This window comes from Devosia polycyclovorans, assembly GCF_042181575.1.
In the GTDB taxonomy this organism is placed as follows: Bacteria; Pseudomonadota; Alphaproteobacteria; order Rhizobiales; family Devosiaceae; genus Devosia; species Devosia polycyclovorans.
This window is the reverse complement of record NZ_CP170082.1, coordinates 1,919,572-1,939,815: the sequence shown is the minus strand read 5'-3', so window position 1 is coordinate 1,939,815 and position 20,244 is coordinate 1,919,572. Positions and strand designations below refer to the sequence as shown.

At 62.8% G+C, this 20,244-nt stretch carries 16 protein-coding genes; 4 read left to right on the top strand and 12 right to left on the bottom strand.

Features of this window, described 5'->3' with window-relative positions; translation table 11 throughout:
* Positions 1 to 64 precede the first annotated feature (64 nt).
* The 4 genes from ACE4RL_RS09660 to cysG are packed head-to-tail and all read right to left on the bottom strand — an operon-like array spanning position 65 to position 4,674.
* On the bottom strand, positions 65 to 1,345 hold the full coding sequence (locus ACE4RL_RS09660; RefSeq protein ID WP_375596991.1) for a phosphoadenylyl-sulfate reductase: 1,281 nt from the start codon (positions 1,343 to 1,345) through the stop codon (positions 65 to 67).
* On the bottom strand, positions 1,332 to 2,990 hold the full coding sequence (locus ACE4RL_RS09655; RefSeq protein WP_375596990.1) for a nitrite/sulfite reductase: 1,659 nt from the start codon (positions 2,988 to 2,990) through the stop codon (positions 1,332 to 1,334). The genes ACE4RL_RS09660 and ACE4RL_RS09655 overlap by 14 nt, the downstream gene beginning before the upstream one ends.
* Complete coding sequence (locus ACE4RL_RS09650) at positions 2,977 to 3,300, bottom strand: DUF2849 domain-containing protein (RefSeq protein WP_375596989.1); 324 nt, start codon at positions 3,298 to 3,300, stop codon at positions 2,977 to 2,979. Before ACE4RL_RS09650 ends, ACE4RL_RS09655 begins: the two co-directional genes overlap by 14 nt.
* A 3-nt stretch (positions 3,301 to 3,303) precedes the next feature.
* Positions 3,304 to 4,674 (bottom strand): siroheme synthase CysG, encoded by a 1,371-nt coding sequence (gene cysG, locus ACE4RL_RS09645; protein ID WP_375596988.1) that lies wholly within the window; start codon positions 4,672 to 4,674, stop codon positions 3,304 to 3,306.
* A 227-nt stretch (positions 4,675 to 4,901) separates the two neighbouring features.
* On the opposite strand from cysG, the gene ACE4RL_RS09640 reads away from it, so the two are divergent.
* Positions 4,902 to 5,348 (top strand): hypothetical protein, encoded by a 447-nt coding sequence (locus tag ACE4RL_RS09640; RefSeq protein WP_375596987.1) that lies wholly within the window; start codon positions 4,902 to 4,904, stop codon positions 5,346 to 5,348.
* Between the two features lie 3 nt (positions 5,349 to 5,351).
* Here the strand turns inward: ACE4RL_RS09640 and ACE4RL_RS09635 are convergent, their stop codons facing one another.
* The 3 genes from ACE4RL_RS09635 to ACE4RL_RS09625 are packed head-to-tail and all read right to left on the bottom strand — an operon-like array spanning position 5,352 to position 8,465.
* The gene (locus tag ACE4RL_RS09635) at positions 5,352 to 5,672 is read right to left on the bottom strand and encodes a 2Fe-2S iron-sulfur cluster-binding protein (RefSeq protein WP_375596986.1); all 321 of its coding nucleotides are present in this window, start codon (positions 5,670 to 5,672) and stop codon (positions 5,352 to 5,354) included.
* A 22-nt stretch (positions 5,673 to 5,694) separates the two neighbouring features.
* Entirely contained in the window at positions 5,695 to 6,864 is a 1,170-nt protein-coding gene (locus ACE4RL_RS09630) for an SAM-dependent methyltransferase (protein ID WP_375596985.1), read from the bottom strand.
* A complete protein-coding gene (locus ACE4RL_RS09625) occupies positions 6,861 to 8,465 on the bottom strand; it encodes a peptide chain release factor 3 (protein ID WP_375596984.1) in 1,605 nt (534 codons plus the stop codon). The genes ACE4RL_RS09630 and ACE4RL_RS09625 overlap by 4 nt, the downstream gene beginning before the upstream one ends.
* Positions 8,466 to 8,724: 259 nt before the next feature.
* Between ACE4RL_RS09625 and ACE4RL_RS09620 the strand changes: the two genes are divergently transcribed.
* The gene (locus ACE4RL_RS09620; RefSeq protein WP_375596983.1) at positions 8,725 to 9,381 is read left to right on the top strand and encodes an outer membrane protein; all 657 of its coding nucleotides are present in this window, start codon (positions 8,725 to 8,727) and stop codon (positions 9,379 to 9,381) included.
* Positions 9,382 to 9,423: 42 nt separating this feature from the next.
* Here ACE4RL_RS09620 and ACE4RL_RS09615 read toward each other — a convergent pair whose 3' ends face one another.
* Positions 9,424 to 9,816 carry an Hpt domain-containing protein gene (locus tag ACE4RL_RS09615; protein ID WP_375596982.1) on the bottom strand — a complete coding sequence of 131 codons (393 nt, stop codon included), beginning with the start codon at positions 9,814 to 9,816 and terminating at the stop codon, positions 9,424 to 9,426.
* 356 nt (positions 9,817 to 10,172) lie between these two features.
* Here ACE4RL_RS09615 and ACE4RL_RS09610 point away from each other — a divergent pair, with 356 nt between their 5' ends.
* Positions 10,173 to 15,812: a hypothetical protein gene (locus ACE4RL_RS09610; RefSeq protein WP_375596981.1), complete on the top strand. Its 5,640-nt coding sequence runs from the start codon at positions 10,173 to 10,175 to the stop codon at positions 15,810 to 15,812.
* Between the two features lie 288 nt (positions 15,813 to 16,100).
* On the opposite strand, the gene ACE4RL_RS09605 is transcribed toward ACE4RL_RS09610, so the two are convergent.
* Together ACE4RL_RS09605 and ACE4RL_RS09600 are read right to left on the bottom strand one after the other, a co-directional pair.
* Positions 16,101 to 16,445, bottom strand: a complete 345-nt coding sequence (locus ACE4RL_RS09605) for an antibiotic biosynthesis monooxygenase family protein (RefSeq protein WP_375596980.1) — start codon at positions 16,443 to 16,445, stop codon at positions 16,101 to 16,103.
* Positions 16,442 to 16,765, bottom strand: a complete 324-nt coding sequence (locus ACE4RL_RS09600; protein WP_375596979.1) for an NIPSNAP family protein — start codon at positions 16,763 to 16,765, stop codon at positions 16,442 to 16,444. The genes ACE4RL_RS09605 and ACE4RL_RS09600 overlap by 4 nt, the downstream gene beginning before the upstream one ends.
* Before the next feature lie 73 nt (positions 16,766 to 16,838).
* On the opposite strand from ACE4RL_RS09600, the gene ACE4RL_RS09595 reads away from it, so the two are divergent.
* The gene (locus tag ACE4RL_RS09595; protein WP_375596978.1) at positions 16,839 to 17,531 is read left to right on the top strand and encodes an ArsR/SmtB family transcription factor; all 693 of its coding nucleotides are present in this window, start codon (positions 16,839 to 16,841) and stop codon (positions 17,529 to 17,531) included.
* A gap of 312 nt (positions 17,532 to 17,843) precedes the next feature.
* Here ACE4RL_RS09595 and ACE4RL_RS09590 read toward each other — a convergent pair whose 3' ends face one another.
* Both ACE4RL_RS09590 and ACE4RL_RS09585 read right to left on the bottom strand, forming a co-directional pair.
* On the bottom strand, positions 17,844 to 19,043 hold the full coding sequence (locus ACE4RL_RS09590; RefSeq protein WP_375596977.1) for an MFS transporter: 1,200 nt from the start codon (positions 19,041 to 19,043) through the stop codon (positions 17,844 to 17,846).
* 114 nt (positions 19,044 to 19,157) lie between these two features.
* Positions 19,158 to 20,213, bottom strand: a complete 1,056-nt coding sequence (locus ACE4RL_RS09585; protein WP_375596976.1) for a glycosyltransferase family 4 protein — start codon at positions 20,211 to 20,213, stop codon at positions 19,158 to 19,160.
* Positions 20,214 to 20,244 lie beyond the last annotated feature (31 nt).

The following is a 20,244-nucleotide window of genomic DNA, read 5'->3' as shown; positions in this document are numbered from 1 at the left end:
AACCGCCGCTGTCACCAGCGGCCCCGGCTCTTGCCTCAAAGGCGACTAATACGCTCCACTTATCTCAGGAGACGCGGCGAAGGAAGGGGCGCGTGCCCAGAGGCACCTCGCTCTGGCCGACCGGCTGATAAAACAAGGCCATTTCGGGCAGACGGTTTTCCTTGAGCGCTTCGCGGGTCGGCTCGTGGGTGACCACCAGCGCATTGAACCCACAGCGCCGCATCAGCGGAATCTGATCCTGCAGGACATCGCCTACCGCCCTGATTTCGCCGGCATATTTCAGCCGCTCAGTCAGCAGTCGCGCGGTGGAATATCCCCGGCCATCAGTGAAGGCCGGAAACCTGATCGCCACAGAGGCAAAGCGCACCAGATCATCGGCCACCTCTTCGATCTGCTCCCCCGGCGAGACCAGCAGGCCCAGCGGATGCGGATTGGCGATATAGGCATCGCGATTGGCGACAAACTCTGCCATTGGCACATGTACATAGCGCGCCTCAGCCGGACTGGTGCCTTCCGCCCACTCCTTGAACGGATCGGCAATGAAGGCCCCATCTTTCCACAGGGTATGGCGCACAGAAGCGGTCATCGGGGAGGCAATGGCTCCGTTGAAATCGTAGTGGATGCCGCATTCCTTTTTGTTGAGGCCGCGCCACCGTCCGGCGCGCGGGTCCTCCCCATCGGCAACCGCCGAGGTGCAAGGCGCGCAGCCAATGGACTTGTAGCCTTTGGCATAGAGCGGATGCTCGGGCAAGCCGTGCGCCTGCCGATATTCGATGACATCGGCATCAGAGAAATAGGCCAGCGGATTGACCTTGATCCGGTCATCGCTGGTCAATTCGAAATGCGGCAGCACCCCGCGTTCAGCGGTCTGGTAGCGCTTCCGGCCGGTCACCCAGCCACCATATTGCTCGGTGATCGGCTCCAGCGGTTCGGTCTTGCGGATATGGCAGCACGAGTCCGGATCGCTCTCCCACAAATCGCCATTCGGGTCGAAACGTTTCACATCATCCGGGTTCGGGTGGATGGCATGCACATTGAGCAGGCCGAGCTGCTTCTTGAGCGTCTCGACATAGTCCAGCGTCTCGGGAAAGTGCTTGCCGGTTTCCAGGAAATAGACCGGCAGCGAGGGATCGACCTGCGCCACCATATGCAGCAGCACCGCCGAGTCCGCACCAAAAGACGAGACAATCGCCATATCGCCTAGCAGCACCTCGGTGATGGCATAGCGCAGCACGCTGACCGCATCCATCTCATCGAACATGCCATTGAGCGCCAGAATACCCAGCGCCTTCAGCTTTTCATGCGCGGCCGGCGCTACTGCCGGTGCGAGATTAGACTGTGCCATAAAGCGCCTCCTTGAATGGGGCCTCACCCAGACGCCGATAGGCATCCAGGAACGGCTCATCCGCGCTCGTGCGGTTCGCGATGTAGAAATCCACCAGCTTCTCGATGGCGCCGGGCACCAGCTCGGCCTCAAAGCCGGGCCCGATGATCTTGCCCACTGAGGCGCCTTCCGTGGCGTCGCCACCCAGCGTGATCTGATAGAGCTCGCCGCCCTTCTTCTCGACACCCAGAATGCCGATATGGCCCACATGGTGATGCCCGCAGGCATTGATGCAGCCGGAGATCTTGATCTTGAGGTCGCCGATATCCTTCTGCCGCTCCGGTTCCGCGAATTTCTTCGAGATTTCCTGCGCGATCGGGATCGAGCGGGCATTGGCGAGGGCGCAGAAGTCGAGGCCCGGGCAGCAGATCATGTCGGTGATCAGGTTGTTATTGCCTTCGGCAAGCCCGTTGGCGACCAAGACGTCATAGACGGCGCGCAAATCGGCAATGGCGACATGGGGCAGAACCAGGTTCTGCTCATGGGTCACCCGCAGCTCGTCATAGGAATACTGCTCGGCCAGGTCAGCGACCACGTCGATTTGCGCGTCGGTGGCATCGCCTGGGGCACCGCCGACAGGCTTGAGCGAAATCGTCACCGCAGCATAGCCCGGCTGCTTGTGCGGGTGCAGATTGTTGTCGAGCCAGCGCCCATAGGCCGGGTCGATGATCGACTGATAGGCCACATCGATCTTGTCGCTTGAGCGGTCGGCAAAATCGGGCGGTGCGAAATAGGCGGTGATACGGTCGAGCTCTTCCTGTGGGAGGGTCAGTACACCGCCGCGCACCTCGGCGAATTCGGCCTCAACCTGCCCCTTGATGCTCTCCAGACCCTCTTCGTGCACCAGGATCTTGATACGCGCCTTGTACTTGTTATCCCGGCGGCCATAGCGGTTGTAAACGCGCATGATGCTTTCGAGATAGGCAAGCAGATGCTCATTGGGCACGAAGCTGTTGATCAGCTTGGCCACCATCGGCGTACGCCCCAGCCCGCCGCCAACCCACACTTCCCAGCCGATCTCGCCGGCCGCGTTCACTGCGGCCTGCAAACCGATGTCATGGAAACGGATTGCCGCCCGGTCGTTCGGCGAGCCGGTCATGGCGATCTTGAACTTGCGTGGCAGATACGAGAATTCCGGGTGCAGGCTCGACCACTGGCGGATGATCTCGGCCACCGGACGCGGATCGATGATCTCGTCGGCAGCGGCGCCGGCGAACTGGTCGGTTGTCACATTGCGAATGCAATTGCCGGAGGTCTGGATGGCGTGCATTTCCACGCTCGCCAGCTCTTCCAGGATCACCGGAATGTCCTTGAGCTTGGGCCAGTTGAACTGGATGTTCTGCCGCGTCGTGAAATGACCATAGCCACGATCATAGGTGCGCGCGATGTGGGCCAGCTTGCGCATCTGCCGGGAGCTGAGCGTGCCATAGGGCACCGCGATGCGCAGCATATAGGCGTGGAGCTGCAGATAGAGCCCGTTCATCAGCCGCAGCGGCCGGAACTGGTCCTCGGAAAGCTCGCCCGACAGGCGGCGCTTCACCTGGTCTGCAAATTGTGCTGTGCGACCCGCTACGAAAGCGGCGTCGAATTCGTCATATCGATACATGCCCGTCTTCACCTAAGTGCTGGCGATCATACGCCTGCCCATTGAGAGTCAGGGGAGCGGTGGGGCCCGCCGCCCTAATGCGTTCACGCAGGCGCTTGGGCACGACCCGCCCCTCCACCTGCTCAACCTCTTCAGCCTCAAGGCTGATCACGCGGCCCGTAGCTTTGGTCGCCACGATCGCGCTGTCGAGTTCCGCCTTGTCCTCCTTGGAGAACAAGCGTGCTGCCTGCAAATCCTCGATCCAGTTGCCCTGCCCGTCCAGATAGACGGTGGCGCCCGAGGTCAGTTCGTTGCCGGTGAGGATTTCCATGGACTAAGCTACCTTGAAAGAATGTGATGCGGCCGCTGCAGCCTCGAACCAATCACCATGGGCCACAGCATGGCCGACAAGGATGACAGCCGGACCATCGACAAATTCGACGGCACCCTTCGCCAGCTCGCCCAGCGTTGCCGCATAGGACGTGCTGTCAGCGCGGCCAGCATTGACTACGATGCCGATGGGCAAGTCCGCCGCCGCACCATGTACCACAAGCCGCCCCGCCACCTCGGCGGCAATGGCCTTGCCCATATAAAGGGCGAGGGTCAAGCCCGATTGCGCCAAAGCCGCCCAATGGGCGAGGTCACTGTCATCAGCGCCATGGGCCGTAGCGACAACAAAGCCGCTTGAGACCTTGCGCAGCGTCACCGGCGTCGCCGTATCGGCGGCAGCGGCCAGGGCCGCGGTGACACCGGGCACAATCTCGTAGCGGATCCCGGCCTTACGCAGGGCAGCGATTTCTTCGCCGGCCCGGCCAAAGATCATTGGATCGCCCGACTTGAGCCGCGCCACGCGCTTGCCTTCGCCGGCCAGGCGCACGATCAGCGTGTTGATCTGCGCCTGCGAGAACGAGTGATGGCCTCGCGCCTTGCCGACGCAGATCTGCTCGGCGTCGCGACGGCCCATCTCGACCACCGCTGCCGGCACAAGCTGGTCATGTACGATGACATCAGCCTGCTGCAGCAGCCGCTGCGCGCGCAGCGTAAGCAGGTCTTCCGAGCCAGGCCCCGCGCCGATCAGCCAGACCACGCCTTGCCCCCCGCCCTTGGCAGCGTGATCGGCAAGCAGAGCCTCGGCCTCTTCATTGCCAACCATCTGGCGCGCCACGAGGTCCTCATAAAAGCGCCGCCGGGCAGCGCCATCGTGAATCAAGTTTTCAACCTTGTGCCGCAACCCACCGGCCAGACTCGCAATTTTCCCGATCCCCGGCGCCAGCAGCGCCTCGATCTGCGCCCGAACCAGCCGCGCCAGAACCGGCGCATCGCCCTCGCTGGAAATCGCCACAGTCAGTGGCGCACGATCCACAATGGACGGCGTATAGAAATCACATTCGCCCGGCACATCGACCACGTTAAGCGGAACGCCAAGGCGCCGTGCCTCGGCCTTGGCCAATTCGGCCTCCGCGCTCTCCTCGGCCACAAACACCAGCGCCGCCCCGGCGACGTCTTCCGCGCGCAACGGACGCTCGAACACCGCAACGGGAAAGGCAGAAAAATCGGTTTCGATCTGGCGGGCGTAAATCTCTACGGAGGCAGTCGTCTTAGAAACCAACCGGACTTTGTTCAGGGCCTCGTCGGTGCCACCGACGATGATGACGCGCCTGCCCTTGACCTTGAAGCTCAACGGAAATGTGTTGAGAAGTCCCATAATCGTCCTGTCTGCCAGATGTCGGAAAATAATCTAAACTGGCACGTTGCAACAAGGCCTTGAAAATCAATAGCTTTTATATTTCCCTACGGGCACCGCGCGTGGAAACCCGACGCGCGGTTTGCAGCCCGAGCCGCCAAATGAATCTTTCGCAGCGACGGTCATAGAATAATTTGCCTATGTCGGCGTAGTGGCTCACGCACGGTCTGTGACCGGGGATCCGTTCAATGTCAATTTACCCGCCCTTGCGCTCAGCCCTGACCCTCGCATTGCTGTGGCCCGCTGCGACTCTCGCCATGGCGCCCCTGTCCCGGCCGGCAGTCGATACCGCTATTGCCGTGGGGCAGTCCGCACCTTTCTCCGGCACATGGTCGGCAACTTTGCCGACCCGCGAGGCCACCGAGCCCGTCACCTTTCTCGCGTCCTGTGACCGGCCCATTCGCATCGAGGTGGCCAATGACACGCATATCTTCCATCTCGGACCGGACGAGGTCGAGGCCGACGCCGCCATCGAACTGATTGCCAACGCCGACGGCACCGATTGGCAACCGATAGCCGGTGGTCCGGCCTTTTTCTCGCTGTGGGTCACAGAGGACCAGTTCTATCTTTATGACGCCGTGGCTCACGGTGAGCCCGACTGGTCCGCGCCCTATGTGTACAAGCGGTGCGGATAGACCTCAGCCCTGGCGACTGGGCACCCGCACCACAAGGCCGTCCAGCGCGTCACGCACCTTGATCTGGCAGGAGAGGCGGCTGTTTTCCCGCACATCAAAGGCGAAATCGAGCATGTCCTCTTCCATCGTCGAAGGCCCGCCGACCACCTCGCGCCAGGCCTCGTCCACATAAACATGGCAGGTGGCGCAAGTGCAGGCGCCCCCGCACTCGGCAACGATCCCCGGTACCGCATTCATGATCGCGGTTTCCATCACGGTCGATCCATTTTCCCCTTCGGTTTCAATGCGTTCGCCATCATTGGTGATATAGGTGATCTTGGTCATGGAGTGCCTGTAACTGTGCGGATCAAAGGCCGAGCAGGCCTTCAAGATAGTGCTTTTCTACCCCGAACATAGCCTTGACCGCCGCGATCCGGTCAAGCACTGCCTGCCGGGAAGCTGCCTTGCCCTTTTGCGCCACGATCAGATTGTTCTTGGGCGTATGAGCGTCCGAGACGAATTCGAACACCTTGGTGCGATAACCATGCGCTTCCAGTAGCAGCGCCCTGAGCCCGTCGGTCACCATCTCGGCCTGTTTTTCCATGAAGGTGCCGTGGCGCAGCAGGAAATCAAGCCGCTCGTCGCTCCCGCCGGAACTCATCTGCCGCCGGATCTGCTTGTGGCAGCATGGCGCCACCGCAATCAGCCCGGCCCCGGCCTTGATCCCCTGATAGATCGCATCATCGGTCGCCGTATCGCAAGCATGCAGGGCAATCACCGCATCGGCGCCGCTGGCGTCATAGTCTAGAATGGAACCTGACTCGAACCGCAGTCCGGCAAAGCCGCTCTTCTGCGCCAGCGCATTGCCGGCCGACACCAGCGCTGGCCGCAATTCGACGCCAATGATCTCAGCGCTTCGCCCCTGCGCCTGCAGATGGTCATAAAGTGCGAAATCGAGATAGCCCTTGCCCGCGCCCATATCCACGATCGTCGGATTCTCTGCGTGAAGCCCTTGAATCAGGGGCGCAAAAATCTCGACCATCTTGTTGATCTGGCGGAACTTGTCCTGCGCATCATTGCGCACCTGCCCGTCCTTGCCGGTAATCCCAAGCGCCTGCAGCCACACGGCCGACACATCGGTAATCGGGCGGTTCTTGGCCCGGTCATGCCCCGCCTCGGGCTTGTCGCGCCCCGCGACTTCGCTACGCTTCAACCGCAGCTTGTCACCCTGCCGCTCGAATTGCAGGTCAAAGCCGGTAGTCTCAAGCCGGGCCGAACGCCACTCGGACGCAAGGCCCTGCTCCAGAAACGCAATGGTTTCGCCGATCGTCAAGTTCTTGGTGATGTCGCGCGTCTTGTAGCGAAAAACAAAGCTCAGCCGCTCACCGGCCTTGATCGCGACCTTGCGCGCCTCCGCAGATTTGAGCTCAGCGTCATCGCCGTGATAACCGCCGCATTTGAGCCGGACCAACGACCCGTCAGCAAAGGCCTCGCGCACCGCCGCGACGAATTCCACTATCCGGTCGGGCGGGCTCAATGCCGTTCCTTGGTGGTCAGGAACTGGATTTTTGGCCAGTCCTGCTTGGCCCGGTCTGCCCACCACGCATTCTGCGCCAGAAACACCGGCGCCTCATTGCGGTCCTCGGCCATGTTCACTTTCTGGGCGGCAATGAAGCGCTTGAGCTCGTCAGCGTCATCACATTCCACCCAGCGGGCCACTTCATAGCCCAGGCTTTCGAAGGTGATCGGCACGCCGTATTCCTTGGCAACGCGGGCCGACAGCACTTCGAGCTGCAATTGACCCACCACGCCAACGATCCAGTCCGCGCCCACCATGCGGCGGAACACCTGCGTCACGCCCTCCTCGGCAAGGTCCGAAAGCGCCTTACTCATCTGCTTTGTCTTCATCGCATCCGAGAGACGGACACGGCGGATGATTTCCGGCGCGAAGTTCGGAATGCCCGTCACGTTGATATTGGCGCCTTCGGTCAGCGTATCGCCCACCGACAGGGTCCCGTGATTGGGAATGCCGACAATGTCACCCGCCACCGCCTCTTCTGCCAGCTCACGATTATTGCCGAAAAAGAACATGGGATTGGAAACCGCCATATCCTTGCCCGAGCGCACATTCTTCAACCGCATGCCCCGCTCGAACTTGCCCGAGCACAGCCGCACAAAGGCAATACGGTCGCGGTGATTGGCATCCATATTGGCCTGCACCTTGAACACGAACCCGCTCACCTTCTTGTCCGAAGGCGGAATGGGTGCAGGCAGCGCCGGCTGCGGCCGCGGTTCCGGCCCCCAGTCGCCCAGCGTACGCAGCAATTCGGCAACCGATACGCCCTTGAGCGCCGAGCCGAACAGCACCGGGCTCAAATGCCCTTCATGGAAGGTCTTGAGATCGAAGCCCGGCAACATGGCCTGCGCCATCTCCAGTGTTTCGAGCGCGGTCATGAATACCGGATTGTCGACCAGCTCATCCACTTCGAGCAGGTCTTCCAGCGCCTCGAACTCGGCAATCGGCTTGCCCTGCGGATTGAGCACGCGCTTTTCGACAAGGTCGATATAACCGCCGAAATCGACGCCCTGACCGATCGGCCACAGCACTGGCGTCAGGTCGAGCGCCAGCTTGCCCTGGATTTCATCGATCAGGTCGAGCGGACTCTGGCCCTCGCGGTCCACCTTGTTGATGAACGTGATGATGGGGATGTCCCTGAGGCGACAGACCTCGAACAGCTTCAGCGTCTGGCTCTCGATACCCTTGGCCGCGTCGATCACCATGATGGCCGCATCCACCGCGGTCAGCGTGCGATAGGTATCCTCGGAAAAGTCCGAGTGGCCGGGGGTGTCGAGCAGGTTGAGCGTCAACCCGTCATAATCGAAGGTCATCACCGATGAGGTTATGGAAATGCCGCGCTGCTGCTCCATTTCCATCCAGTCCGAACGGGTCGAGCGCGCACCCGCCTTGCCGCGCACCGCACCAGCCTGCTGGATGGCACCGGCGGCGGCGAGCAGCCGCTCGGTCAGCGTCGTCTTGCCCGCGTCCGGGTGCGAGATGATCGCAAAGGTCCGGCGGGTCTGGAATGGTTCAAGATTGGTGCGAGGCGCGGCCTCGACGGCAAGGGACTGTGTCGACATGGGAACTTTTGGGCATGGGGCGCCGGACAATCGGCACGCGCGTCATATTGGCCTGCTCTATAGAGAATGGCCGTTGCCCGGTCAAATGAGCGGAAACAGGCAGTTCGCCAACCTATATGGGTGCCATGGGCGCTCACCGCCAGCGCCGGCTGCTGGGGTGGCACGGTGCGAGGAGCCGATACTTCTTCGCCACGTCGACGCGCGTTAAGCCCTTATTAGGCATAATCACCGACCTTTCTTGCAGACGCAGGAGGTCTTTATGCGCAAATTCTGGATGGCTTCGGCCGCTCTGTTGCTGGCCTCGCCGGCGCTCGCTGCGGACATGTTTATGCCCTATGCGCCCGAGCCCTATTACGCCATGTCAGGAGGCCATTGGGGTGGCCAATACCTTGGTGCAAGCTTGGGCGGTCAGCGTACCCGCATCGTCGTGCCGGGTCAGGGCACGATCGAAGGCAATGGTTTCGTTGGCGGGCTTTTTGCCGGCTACAGCGTCCACGAGGACAACTTCGTCTATGGTGTCGAGGCCGATGGCGAATGGTCCAGTTTCGATCAGTCCATCGCCTGCACCAATCCGGCCTGGACCTGCCGTGGCTATGTCAATTTTCAGGGTTCGCTGAGGGCAAGGCTGGGAGTCGCCACCGACGCCTTCCACATTTACGGAACCGCCGGCCTTGCTCTGGCCCATGCCGGAGGATCGACCACGAGCCCTGCCAATGTCGAATATCACGACTCTTCGGTCCGCGCCGGCTGGACTGTCGGCGCCGGTGCCGAAGTGGCCTTCAACGATAGCTGGTTTGGCCGCGCAGAATATCGCTATACCGATCTGGGGCCGCACGACATGACCCTCGATGTGGTCTACCCCAACGTCGCGGTAACCTCCCACGCGCTGCGCGCCGGTATCGGCTATCGCTTCTGAATCAGTCGAGGGGGTGCGCCCCCTCGCCCGCCTGCCGTAAGCTCAGACGTCCGGGCTGCCGGCCAGCATCTGCGCAATAAAACCGCGCACTTCCTCGACGGCCATGCCAAGGTCCTCGATCTGCTCTGACCGCAACGGCCGACCGGCCTTGAGGTCTTTTTCAAGTCGCCCAGCCAGGTCCGAGACGCTCCAGGCCCCAACGCCCGCGGACGCCCCCTTGATAGAATGCAGGTTGATGGCCAGGTCGTCATAGGCGGTGGCCAGCTTGAGCCGGCCGAAATAAGTGGAGAGCGTCGTGTCAAACAGGCGCAGCACCTCCAGCTCCAGATTTTCGTCGCCCAGGCACTGCTTTGCCAGATGCACCAGGTCGACCGGACGGGCCGGCTTTTTTGGGGACTGGGGGAACGCGACCTCGACAACCGCTCTCTGCGCCATGCTGGCTACTCCTGACACGATCGGCAGCTGCCAGAGCCACCTGCCTTGTGCACAAGCTAAGTCCTTGGACATGAACAGGGGCTTAAGCCACATCTTTGCCTTTGTTTGGCCGTCCATTCCTTAACGTTTCCCACCCAAAAATTAACCTTTGGGTAAGAAACCGTTCGGTTTGCATAAAATTGAATGTATGAATGAGCGTTGAACCAGCGCGCGGCGGCGAGGGTTTTGGGGATGATGCGGGGCATTTGCATCGAATTGTTCCGGTTTGGCGACCGGCCCGGAAAGGGGCCCTGTGCCATGACGACTCCTATTGTCCGCCGTGATGCCGTTGTGCCGACGCGAGAGTTGTAAAGAGTATGGCGAAGAATCCGACACCCCAGAACGATCCGGCCGCCCTGGCCTTCTCGGCAGTCGAGGATGCCCTCAAGGACTCCGTATTCAATCTGGAGCCAACGGCCCAACCTGCCCAGGACAAGAAAGCCGAAAAGAAGCCAGATCAGGCCCGTTCGGAACGACTGCGCGCGGCCGACCGCATTGCCCAGCAAGCCGGCGCGGTAGCCAATGATGATCGCGTCTCCGCCTCCAAGCTCCTCTACAACCTGCAGACGCGCTCCTCTGCCACCCCCACCTGGCTGGCCCTGCTGCTCTCCATCGTGTGGATTGCCGCCGTCGCCACCGTGGCCTGGCTGCGCTTTGGCCCGCAAATGCTGGATTTCGGTACCTTTGCCGGCTCCATCGAATTTGTCGCCACCCTGGCCATCATGGTCGTGCCCGTGCTCGGCTTCTTTGCCGTCGCGACCCTCTTCCGCCGCGCCGCCGATCTGCGCAACGCCGCTTCCTCGATTACCCAGGCCGCCATTCGCCTGGCCGAACCCGAAGTTACCGCCGCCGACAAGGTCGCCTCGGTGGGCCAGGCCGTGCGCCGCGAAGTCAATGCGCTGGGCGACGGGCTCGAACGCGCCCTGTCGCGCGCCGGCGAACTCGAAGTGATGATCCACAACGAGGTGACCGCGCTCGAACGCACCTATTCGGACAATGAATCGCGCATGCGTGCGCTGATCGCCGAACTGGCCAGCCAGCGCGAAAGCGTCTTGACCAATACCGAGCGCGTGCGCGAAGCCATTACCGAGAGCCATACCGGCCTCGTCTTCGACCTCGACATGATCAGCCAGCGCATCGCCGGCACCATTGTCGAAAGCGGCGGCAACCTGACACGCGCGCTCGAAACCGCCGGCAACACGCTGACCACCGGTTTCTCCGAACGCGCCGACGGTTTTGTCGCTCTGGTCGACAATCGCACCTCGGATTTCCTCGGCGCGCTCGATGACAGCGCGAGCCGCCTTTCCCTCAGCTTTGAGGACAATGCCGCCTCCATCGGCAGGTCGCTCGATGACCGGGCTGCGGAAATCAATGCCGGCATTGAAAGCCGCATCGGCAAGCTCAGTCAGGCGCTGGACCACCATGCCGACAGCATTGCGCTGGCCATGGATACGCGCACCCAGCAACTCGAGGATCGCACCCAGGCGCTGACGGGCTCCTTCGAAGACCGCACCCGCACCATTGCCGGCCTCATCGAATCGCGCACCGAGGCCCTCTCGACTGCGCTTGATGAGCGCACCGGTGCCCTTTCCAACCTGCTGACCGACGGCGGCACCTCGCTGCTGGAACAATTGCGCACCCGCGGCGAAGAAGTCAGCGAAGCCCTGGCCTCGATCGGTGCCCGCGTGTCCGGCGATATCAGCGGCCGTGCCACCGAGGCTGAACTGCTGCTGGCCACCCTCACCCGCCAGCTCGATGAATCGGTTTCCATCCAGCTCAACGCGCTCGACAGCCGCCTGCAATCGGCCATCATCGAAATCAATGGCGCTCTGGACGACACTTCTGAGCGCGCCCGCGAGACCCTCTCTACAGCGGGCCGGGATTCGCTCACCCTGTTCGATGCTCGCCTGACTGAGATCACCGGGCTGCTCGATGAAAAGCTGCACGCGCTGGACAATGTGATCGGCGACAAGGGCGAAAGCCTGGTGCAGCGCCTCGACCAGCAGGGCGTCAGCTTTGCCGCCCGCGCCAATGTGCTCGAAATGGCGCTCAACGAGGAATCGGGCCGCTTTAACGACATCGTGGCCGAACGCACCCGCGAGATGAGCGATGTGATCGGCGCCAAGACCAAGGCCATCACCGAAACCCTGACCAATCGCACCCAGGAAATTTCCGACAGCTTGGACGGTCACGCCGACCTGCTCTCCGAGGCACTCGATACGCGCACCGGCAAGCTCGACGAAGTTCTCTCCAGCCGGACCATCGAGGTCAGCGATGCCATCTTGGCCCGTACCAGCGAGCTCGAACAGACGCTGACCAGCCGCGGCGCCGCGGTCAACGAAGCCATCCGTCAGCGCTCACAGGAGCTCGGCGATACGCTCTCCACCGGCACCCAGGCCTTCGACCAGGCCATTGCCGGCCGCACCCAGCGCATGGCCGACACACTCGCGGGCCAGACCGAGCGCCTCGAGCAGACCCTGAACCAGACAACAGAAACACTGAGCGAAACCATCTCCGAGCGTACCAATGCGCTCTCGCTCGAACTGGAAACCCGCACCGGCGACTTCGCCAGTCAGATCGACGAACGCACTGGCACCCTGGTGTCCCGTCTGGACGAACGCACCGGCGCGCTCGCCGCGCAGATCGACCAGAGCACGGCCACGCTTGCCTCCGAATTCGACCAGCGCGCCAGCACCCTGGTCTCTGGGCTCGACCAGCGCGCCTCCGCGCTCACCACCGAACTCGAACAACGTACGGCCGCACTCAATTCGGGCCTCGACCAGCGCACTTACACGCTGACCACTGAATTTGAGCAACGCGCCGACACCCTGGTTTCCGAACTCGACCAACGTACTGCCATGCTCACCACCGAGCTCGACCAGCGCACGGCAGCGTTCAATTCAGGCCTCGATCTGCGCGCCGGCGCCTTCACCACCCAGCTCGACGAGCGCGCCGAAGGCCTCATCTCGCGCCTCGACGAACGCACCCAGGACATGGCCGGCGCGGTCAACACCCGCACCCAGCAGCTCTCCGATGCGCTTAACGCCCGGACCCAGGCGCTGTCCGATACGCTTTCGACCCACACGGCCTCGATTGGCGAGACCATCGGGCTGCACACCAGCGAACTGGCCGAAACGCTCGACCAGCATGGCGCCAAGGCCCGCGACAGCATCGAGGGCTCCCTGCGCCAAGTCACAGCGACTATGGAGACCCGCCTGGACGATCTGTCGGTCCGCGTGGCCGGCAAGGTTGCCGAGGTCAACGACAATCTCGGCGCCGGGCTCGACAATGCCATCGCCCGGATTTCCGACGCCGAGGCTGGTGTCGCCGCCCGCATCGAAAGCGCCAGCTCGACCGTGGGCGAAAGCGCCCGCCAGGCCGCCGAACTCATCGAAACCGGCGTCACCTCGGCCCGCAAGGCGATCGTCGACATGGTGGATCAGCGCCTGGGCACTCTGCCCGAGGCGATCACAGCTCGCGCCGACATCACCGCCGAGCGCCTGGCCTCGCTCAATGCCTCGATCAGCACCTCGATCACCCAGTCCATGGCAGACCTAGAGGCCGGCGCCGACCGCATCGAGGAAACCATCGCGACCCGCATCACCGCGGCCACCAGCACCATTTCGGCCGATGTCGAAAATACTGCCAACCGCATGGACTCCGCGGTGCGCAATGCGCTCGAACAGATCCGCATGGCCGCCAGCAATATCGATCAGCTGGTCTCCGTGAAGGCGGTCGGCGCTGCCGACGCCATCGAAGAGCGCCTGACGACCATCAATCAGTCGGTCGAACAGCACACCAGCGAATTCGCCAATCTGGTCACCGAGAAGTCGGCCCAGCTGGAGACGGCTCTCGCCAGCCACGGTAACCTGCTGCGCGACGCGCTGGGCGAGAACGCCCGCGAGGCCGAGGAGATCATGTCGGTCTCCACCTCGCGCATTCTCAATGACGTCACCAATGCGCTGAACAAGCTCAACGATTCGAACCTGCTGCTGCAGCGGGTGCTCGATGCCTCTACCGCCAATTTGGCAAGCCTGGAAACCAGCGTCGCCCAGCAGACTGCAAACTACTCCAACACCATGCGCGAAGCGATGGGCCAGACAGAACAGGCCGGCACCATGGTCACCCAGCATGTCGGCGCTCTCCAGGCCACCATTGCCGGCATGGTCGAGCAGTTCTCCTCCATGCTCGGGCGTCTCGACGCCGAGGCCGCAGGCCTCACCCAGGCCGCCCAGACGCTCGACGCCTCCAGCTCTAACGCGCTGGAAAATCTCGAAGATCGCCGCGGCGCCATGGATGCGCTGGCGCAGAGCTTTGCCGCCCGCGCCGACGACATCGATGGCCGCATGCGCCTGTTCGCCCAGTCCATTGCCGATACGGTCAACGACACCGAACGCCGCCTGATCGGTGCGCGCCGCGCTATGGACGAGGCCCTGAATGGCACCACCCATGCGGTCACCGACGCATTGAGCCAGACCACGGCTACCGTCACTCAGGCGCTCGAGCAAAACGCCAACAGCGTCAACGACGCGCTCTACGTCAACAATGAGCGCTTCTCGACCACGCTGCAAAGCAATGTCTCGGAGATGGACAATGCGGTTCGGCGCGCCGCCGAAGCCGCTGCCGCTGCACTCAATCAGACCTCGCAATCAGTGCGCATGGCCCTGTCCGAACAGGCCAGCCAGGTTAATTCCGCCCTTGAGGACACTGCCGGCCGCGTCAGTTCGGTCCTCGAGGACAATGCGGGCCGCGTCAATTCGGCTTTGGACGAGAACGCCAGCCGCGTCAGCGAAGTGCTGTCCTCCACCGCCGGCAGCGTCACCGACGTGCTCACCTCCACCACCAGCACCCTGGCCGACACCATTTCGGATTCAACCAGCTCAGTGCGCAACGCCATTGCGTCCAACACCGGCCAGTTGCGCCGCGCGCTGGATGAAACCACGGGCGAAGTCACCGGCAAGCTCGGCGAATTCCACGAAGTGGCCGACAGCGAAGGCCGCCGCGCCAACCAGGCCCTGCAGGAAGCCCAGCAGCGCATGGCCACCGAAATGCAGCGCGCCATCGAGGAGGCCACCCAGCGCTTCGCCGAAACCGCCCGTGCCATGCGCGAAACCGCCCGCGAAGTGGGCACCGAGCTCGAATCCACTCGCGCCGAACTGGCCCGTGGCGTCAACGAGCTGCCCGAGGAAACCCGTGCCAGCGCCGCCGCCATGCGCCGCGTCGTGGCCGAGCAGATCGAGGCCCTCTCCGAGCTCAATGCTATTGTGCGCAGTCAGCCGGCCAGCCACGACCTGACCGACCGCCGCGCTTCGCAGCGCCCCCAGCGCGCGCCTGAGCCCCCGGCCTATCAGCCGCCGCCGCGTCAGCCTGAACGCCAGCCCGAGCCCCCGCGTGAGACCTATCGCGCCGAGGCCCCGCGCCAGACCCTGGTCGATCCAATCCGCCCCGCCACCATCATCGAGCGGCCCGCCCCGGCCCCGCAACAGCCCGCGCCCGCGCCCGCGCCTGCCGCTTCAATCCCTGCCCCCGCCCCTCGCCAGCCTGCAGAGGCCGAAGGCGGCGGCTGGCTGCGCGACGTGCTGCGCAATGCCTCGGCCAAGCAGGCAGGTGGCGCCGCGCCCCAGGCTCTTTCCGGCCTCAGCGAGGAAATCGCCCGCTCAATTGACGACGGCGCCCTCAGCGAAGCCTGGGCCCGTTACCAGGCGGGCGAAAGCAATGTCTTCACCCGGCGCATCTATACGCTCACCGGCCAGGGCACCTATGACGAAGTCCGCAAGCGCATTCAGCGCGAACCCGATTTTGCCAAGACCGCACAGGCCTATATGAGCGAGTTCGAACAGCTTCTCAAACGCGCCGCCGCCGGCCCCAACCCGGCCGCCGAAACCCGCGAATACCTGCTCTCGGACAAGGGCAAGGTCTACACCACCCTCGCCCACGCCAGCGGCCGGCTGGGCTGAGGCTGTTGAAAGCCAGGACATGCAAAAGGCCCAGGAGCGATCCGGGGCCTTTTTATTGCTGATGATTGCTTGCGCTGGCGGATATTGGGGATCACCGCCTGACCAGTATAGTGCAGGCAGCGGGGAACCAGCCTCCCATTGTCGCAAAGATCTGTCGCATGGGGCCGCCTCTTCGCCTGCCCGGGCCAACAGAAATACTTAAAACAATCGGCTGCGGGCGGCCGAGTCGCTGGAACCAAGCTTCCGCGACGAAACCGCGGCGTTTCGTCTGGTCCTAGACCATCGATATTATTCATGCGCAGCACGGCTGTCCGAAGGAGCTTGGTCACGCTCGGACAAGCCATAGTCGCGCAAGACATTTGCGATGCGTAGCCTGTAACCACGAAACACGCCGCCTCGACCCATCCTTTGCGCACGTCTGTGCTCGGCGGTGTTGCGCCAGCGAGCCACAGCCTCCTCAGTCTCGAAGAAGGACAGCGAAAGCACCTTGTCCGGATCACTGAGGCTCTTGAACCGCTCGACCGAGATGAACCCTTCGATCTCGTCGAGAAGCGGTCGCAACTCGGCAGCAGTATCAAGATAGATGGTTTCCCGCCCTTCGCCCGGCTCGACCTCGAAGATGACCGCGATCATGACTTACTTCCGTGCGGCGCGGAGACCAGCTTGAGAAAAGTCCTGTCCTCGCGCAGCAGGAACCGCTCTCGCATGGCGAACTCGTAGTTTTCCCGTCCGAGCGGATCGATGGCCAGCCGCGCGCGATAAGCCTCGTAGTCGGAAAGGCTGGCGATGTTATAGATACCGTAGGCCAGCGTGGTCGAGCCTTCGTGCGGCGAAAAATAGCCGATCAGGTCCGCGCCGCAGCGCGGGATCGCCTGCCCCCAGTTGCGGGCATATTGCGCGAACTGCTCCTTCTTCGTCGGGTCGATTTGATAGCGAATGATACAGGTCAGCATAGCGCTTTCTCCGGTTGCTTCGAGCCAACCATAGGGGCTGTTTTGCCGCGCATGTTTCGGTTATGATCGAAGTATGAAGGAAGGCCCTGACATTGCCGGCATCGCCGCCCTCATCGGCGATCCCGCCCGCGCGAACATGCTAGTCGCATTGATGAGCGGCAAGGCGCTCACCGCGACGGAACTGGCCGCCGAGGCGGGAATCACGGCGCAGACCGCAAGTTCACATCTTGCCCGGCTGCATGAAGGGGGACTCCTGCGTGCGCGGAAGCAGGGGCGTCACAAGTATTTTGCGCTCGCATCGACCGAGGTGGCGGACGTGCTAGAGGCTTTGATGGGCCTCGCAGCTAATGCAGGTCACCTTCGCCGCCGCCCTGGCCCAAAGGACCAAGCGCTGCGGCAGGCCCGCATCTGCTACAATCATCTGGCCGGCGACATGGGGGTCCAGATGTTTGACAGCCTAGTGGCGCAAGACTTTCTCCACCTTGGCAGCGGCCAATTGCGGTTGACGGAGTCGGGCCGGAACTTTGCAACCAGTCTAGGCGTCGACGTTGAAAAACTCGCCGCTGGCCGCTCGGAGCTATGTCGGGAGTGTCTCGATTGGAGCGAACGCCGCTCGCATCTTGCGGGCAGCCTGGGACGCGCGATGCTTGCACGGTTTGTCGAGCTAGATTGGGCGCATTTGGATAAATCGACCCGCATCGTCACATTCACGACGACCGGCTTGCGTCATTTCCGTTCGATGTTCCAAAAGCGAGCCGCTGCCTAGAGCTGCAATGAATCCCCTAAGCTGTCGCAGAAGCCCCGAAACCTGATAGCGTTCAGCTTCCTTGGCGTCGCTCTAGAGGTATTACTCTTGGCGATTTTTGGCCGATTTGGGGTCGGCAACTGATCATCCCCATTGCCCCGTTGTGGCTGCCGCCCCGGGTTTGGCCCCGGGTCCACCCTGAGTTGCTGAGACGAACATAACCATGGCATCGCCTCAGGGCCCGGCCTTCGCCGAGGCAAACCCGGAGGTGGCCACACCGTGGGGCCTGAACCATATGCGAAGCAATAGGTCTCGCCGGGGGATATCGACACCCTACCCCACCAGCGATTTTGGCGGCCGCATTTTCAGCGACCACAGCACGCAGCCAATCGCCAGCGACGAGGTCACCGTCGAATAGAAGAATGCATAGGCGCCAAAAAACTCGACCAGCACACCGAACACGGTCAGCGCCAGCATGGCCATGGCCATGTTGAGCATGTTGAAAAAGCCCTGCGCCTCGGCCGCATTGGCCTCATTGGTCCAGTTGGCGATGAAGTGCACCACCCCGAAATAGCCCATGCCAAAGCTGAAGGCATGCAGCGACTGGGTGAGAAACAGCACCTCCACCGGCGGGTTGAACGCCATGATGGTAAAGCGGATCAGCCCGGCGACCGCGCCCGCCAGGATCATGTTTCGTGCCGTCACCCGCCCGCCAAAACGCCGCCAGACAAACATCAGCACCGCCTCGCCAACGGCCGCAAAACCCAGCAATGGCCCGAGGAAATAGCTCGGAATGCCGTTTTCGTGCCAGAGCAGCGCCCCGAACCCGCCAATCACGGCATTGGACGAATTGACCAGCGCAAAGGCCAGCAGCGGCAGCACGAACCAGGGCTGCAGCGCATCCTTGAGCCGGCTGGGCGGCGCCTCGATGCGCGAGGTCGCATCGGCCAGCGTCACCTGTGGCTTGGGCGCCCGGAACCGCGGCAGCAGGAACGCCAGCCCGGCCCGAGCGACGACCATGGCCACATAGAGTGTGATGAACGCACCCGACCCCAGAATGTTGAGAAACAGTCCGATGCCGCCTGCCCCCACGACATAGCCCACCGTGGCCCAGGCGCGGATGACGCCGAAATCGGTGCCGTTGCGCCGGGTCATGCGCACGGTCGCCGCATCGATCACCGGCGCCACCAGCCCATTGCTGGAGGCACACAACCCCCAGACCAGCAGAATGCCCCAAAATTCGGACACGAAATACATCGGCACCGCCGTCAGCGCCGAGATGATCGATATGCCGATCAGCGCCGTGCGCCAGTCGTCCGCCTTGTCGGCGATGCGGCCCACGATCATGTTGAGCAGCAGCAGCAACAGGGTCGGCATGGCATTGATGATGCCGATCTGATCAGCCGGAATGCCATGCTCGCTGAGCCAGATGCCCAGAAAGACCGACGCGACGCCGCCCGGCAGATAGACGGTGAACTGATAAATGGACGCGCGCAGCTCGGGAGAATCCCAGCGCGAAAAAGCCGATGGCATGAAAATGAACTCCCGGCGCAGAGGCGCGCCGCGTGTCCTTACCTGACTCGGATGGCATCGCGAGGCAAGGGCAATTCTGTGCCAATCTGCCCTCAAACCGGTCTCTGGAACGTTCTAGATGGCCCGTTCCAGCCTCTCGGCGGCATGGGCCGGGGTGAGCGCGGAAACGAATTGATGCGCGCTGGCCGCCCAGGTGAACTGCTCGCCAAGCGCCCGCGCATGCGACCGCGCCAGGGTAAGCGACCGGCGCACGGCCGAGCCCAGATCCGGGCTCAGCGTCCCGGCTCTGGGATCAGTGACAATGTCGCGCGGCCCGGTCACCGGATAGGCCGCAACGGGGGTACCCGAGGCCAGCGCTTCGGTCAGCACATTGCCGAAGGTGTCGGTCCGGCTGGGAAAAACGAAGACATCTGCGCTGCGATAGGCCGCGGCCAGCGCTTCGCCATGCAGATAGCCGATAAAGTGCACCTCGGGATGGAGCCGCTCCAGATGCGCACGCTCTGGTCCATCGCCCACCACAATCTTGCTGCCCGGCATGTCGAGCGCCAGAAAATCGGCCACATTCTTCTCCGCCGATACCCGCCCCACATAGAGCAGATGCGGGCCGGGCAAATCGGTGAACATGGTCTTTGGACCCGGGCGGAACCGCTGCCCGTCAACGCCCCTGCCCCACAGGGTCAGATGCGAAAAGCCATGCCCGCGCAGCTCCTCGCGCAGCGACGGTGTCGGCACCATGGTGGCGGCAGCGGGATCATGGAACCAGCGCAGATAGCCATAGCTCCACTCCTCTGGCACCGGCAGCCGCGCCGCCACATATTCGGGGAAACGTGTATGCAGGCTCGTAGTGAAGGCCTTGCCGCGCTCAAGGCAATAGCGCCGCGCCAGAAGCCCAAGGGGCCCTTCGGTGGCGATGTGAATATGATGCGGCCGCGCCCGCACCATCGTGAGGAATACCGCGCGGCGCGAGGCCAGCGACAGGCGGATTTCCGGATAGGTCGGCACCGGAACGGTCCAGAATGGCTCGGGGGTCAAAAAACTGACCTCATGGCCCCACTCGCGCAATTGCTTGGCCAGGCTTTCGAGAGTGCGGACCACGCCATTGATCTGCGGCCGCCAGGCGTCGGTGACGATCAGGATGCGGCGGCGGGAAAGCTTGGGATCAATATACATGGCGGCACCACGATTGCTCGCAATGCCACCA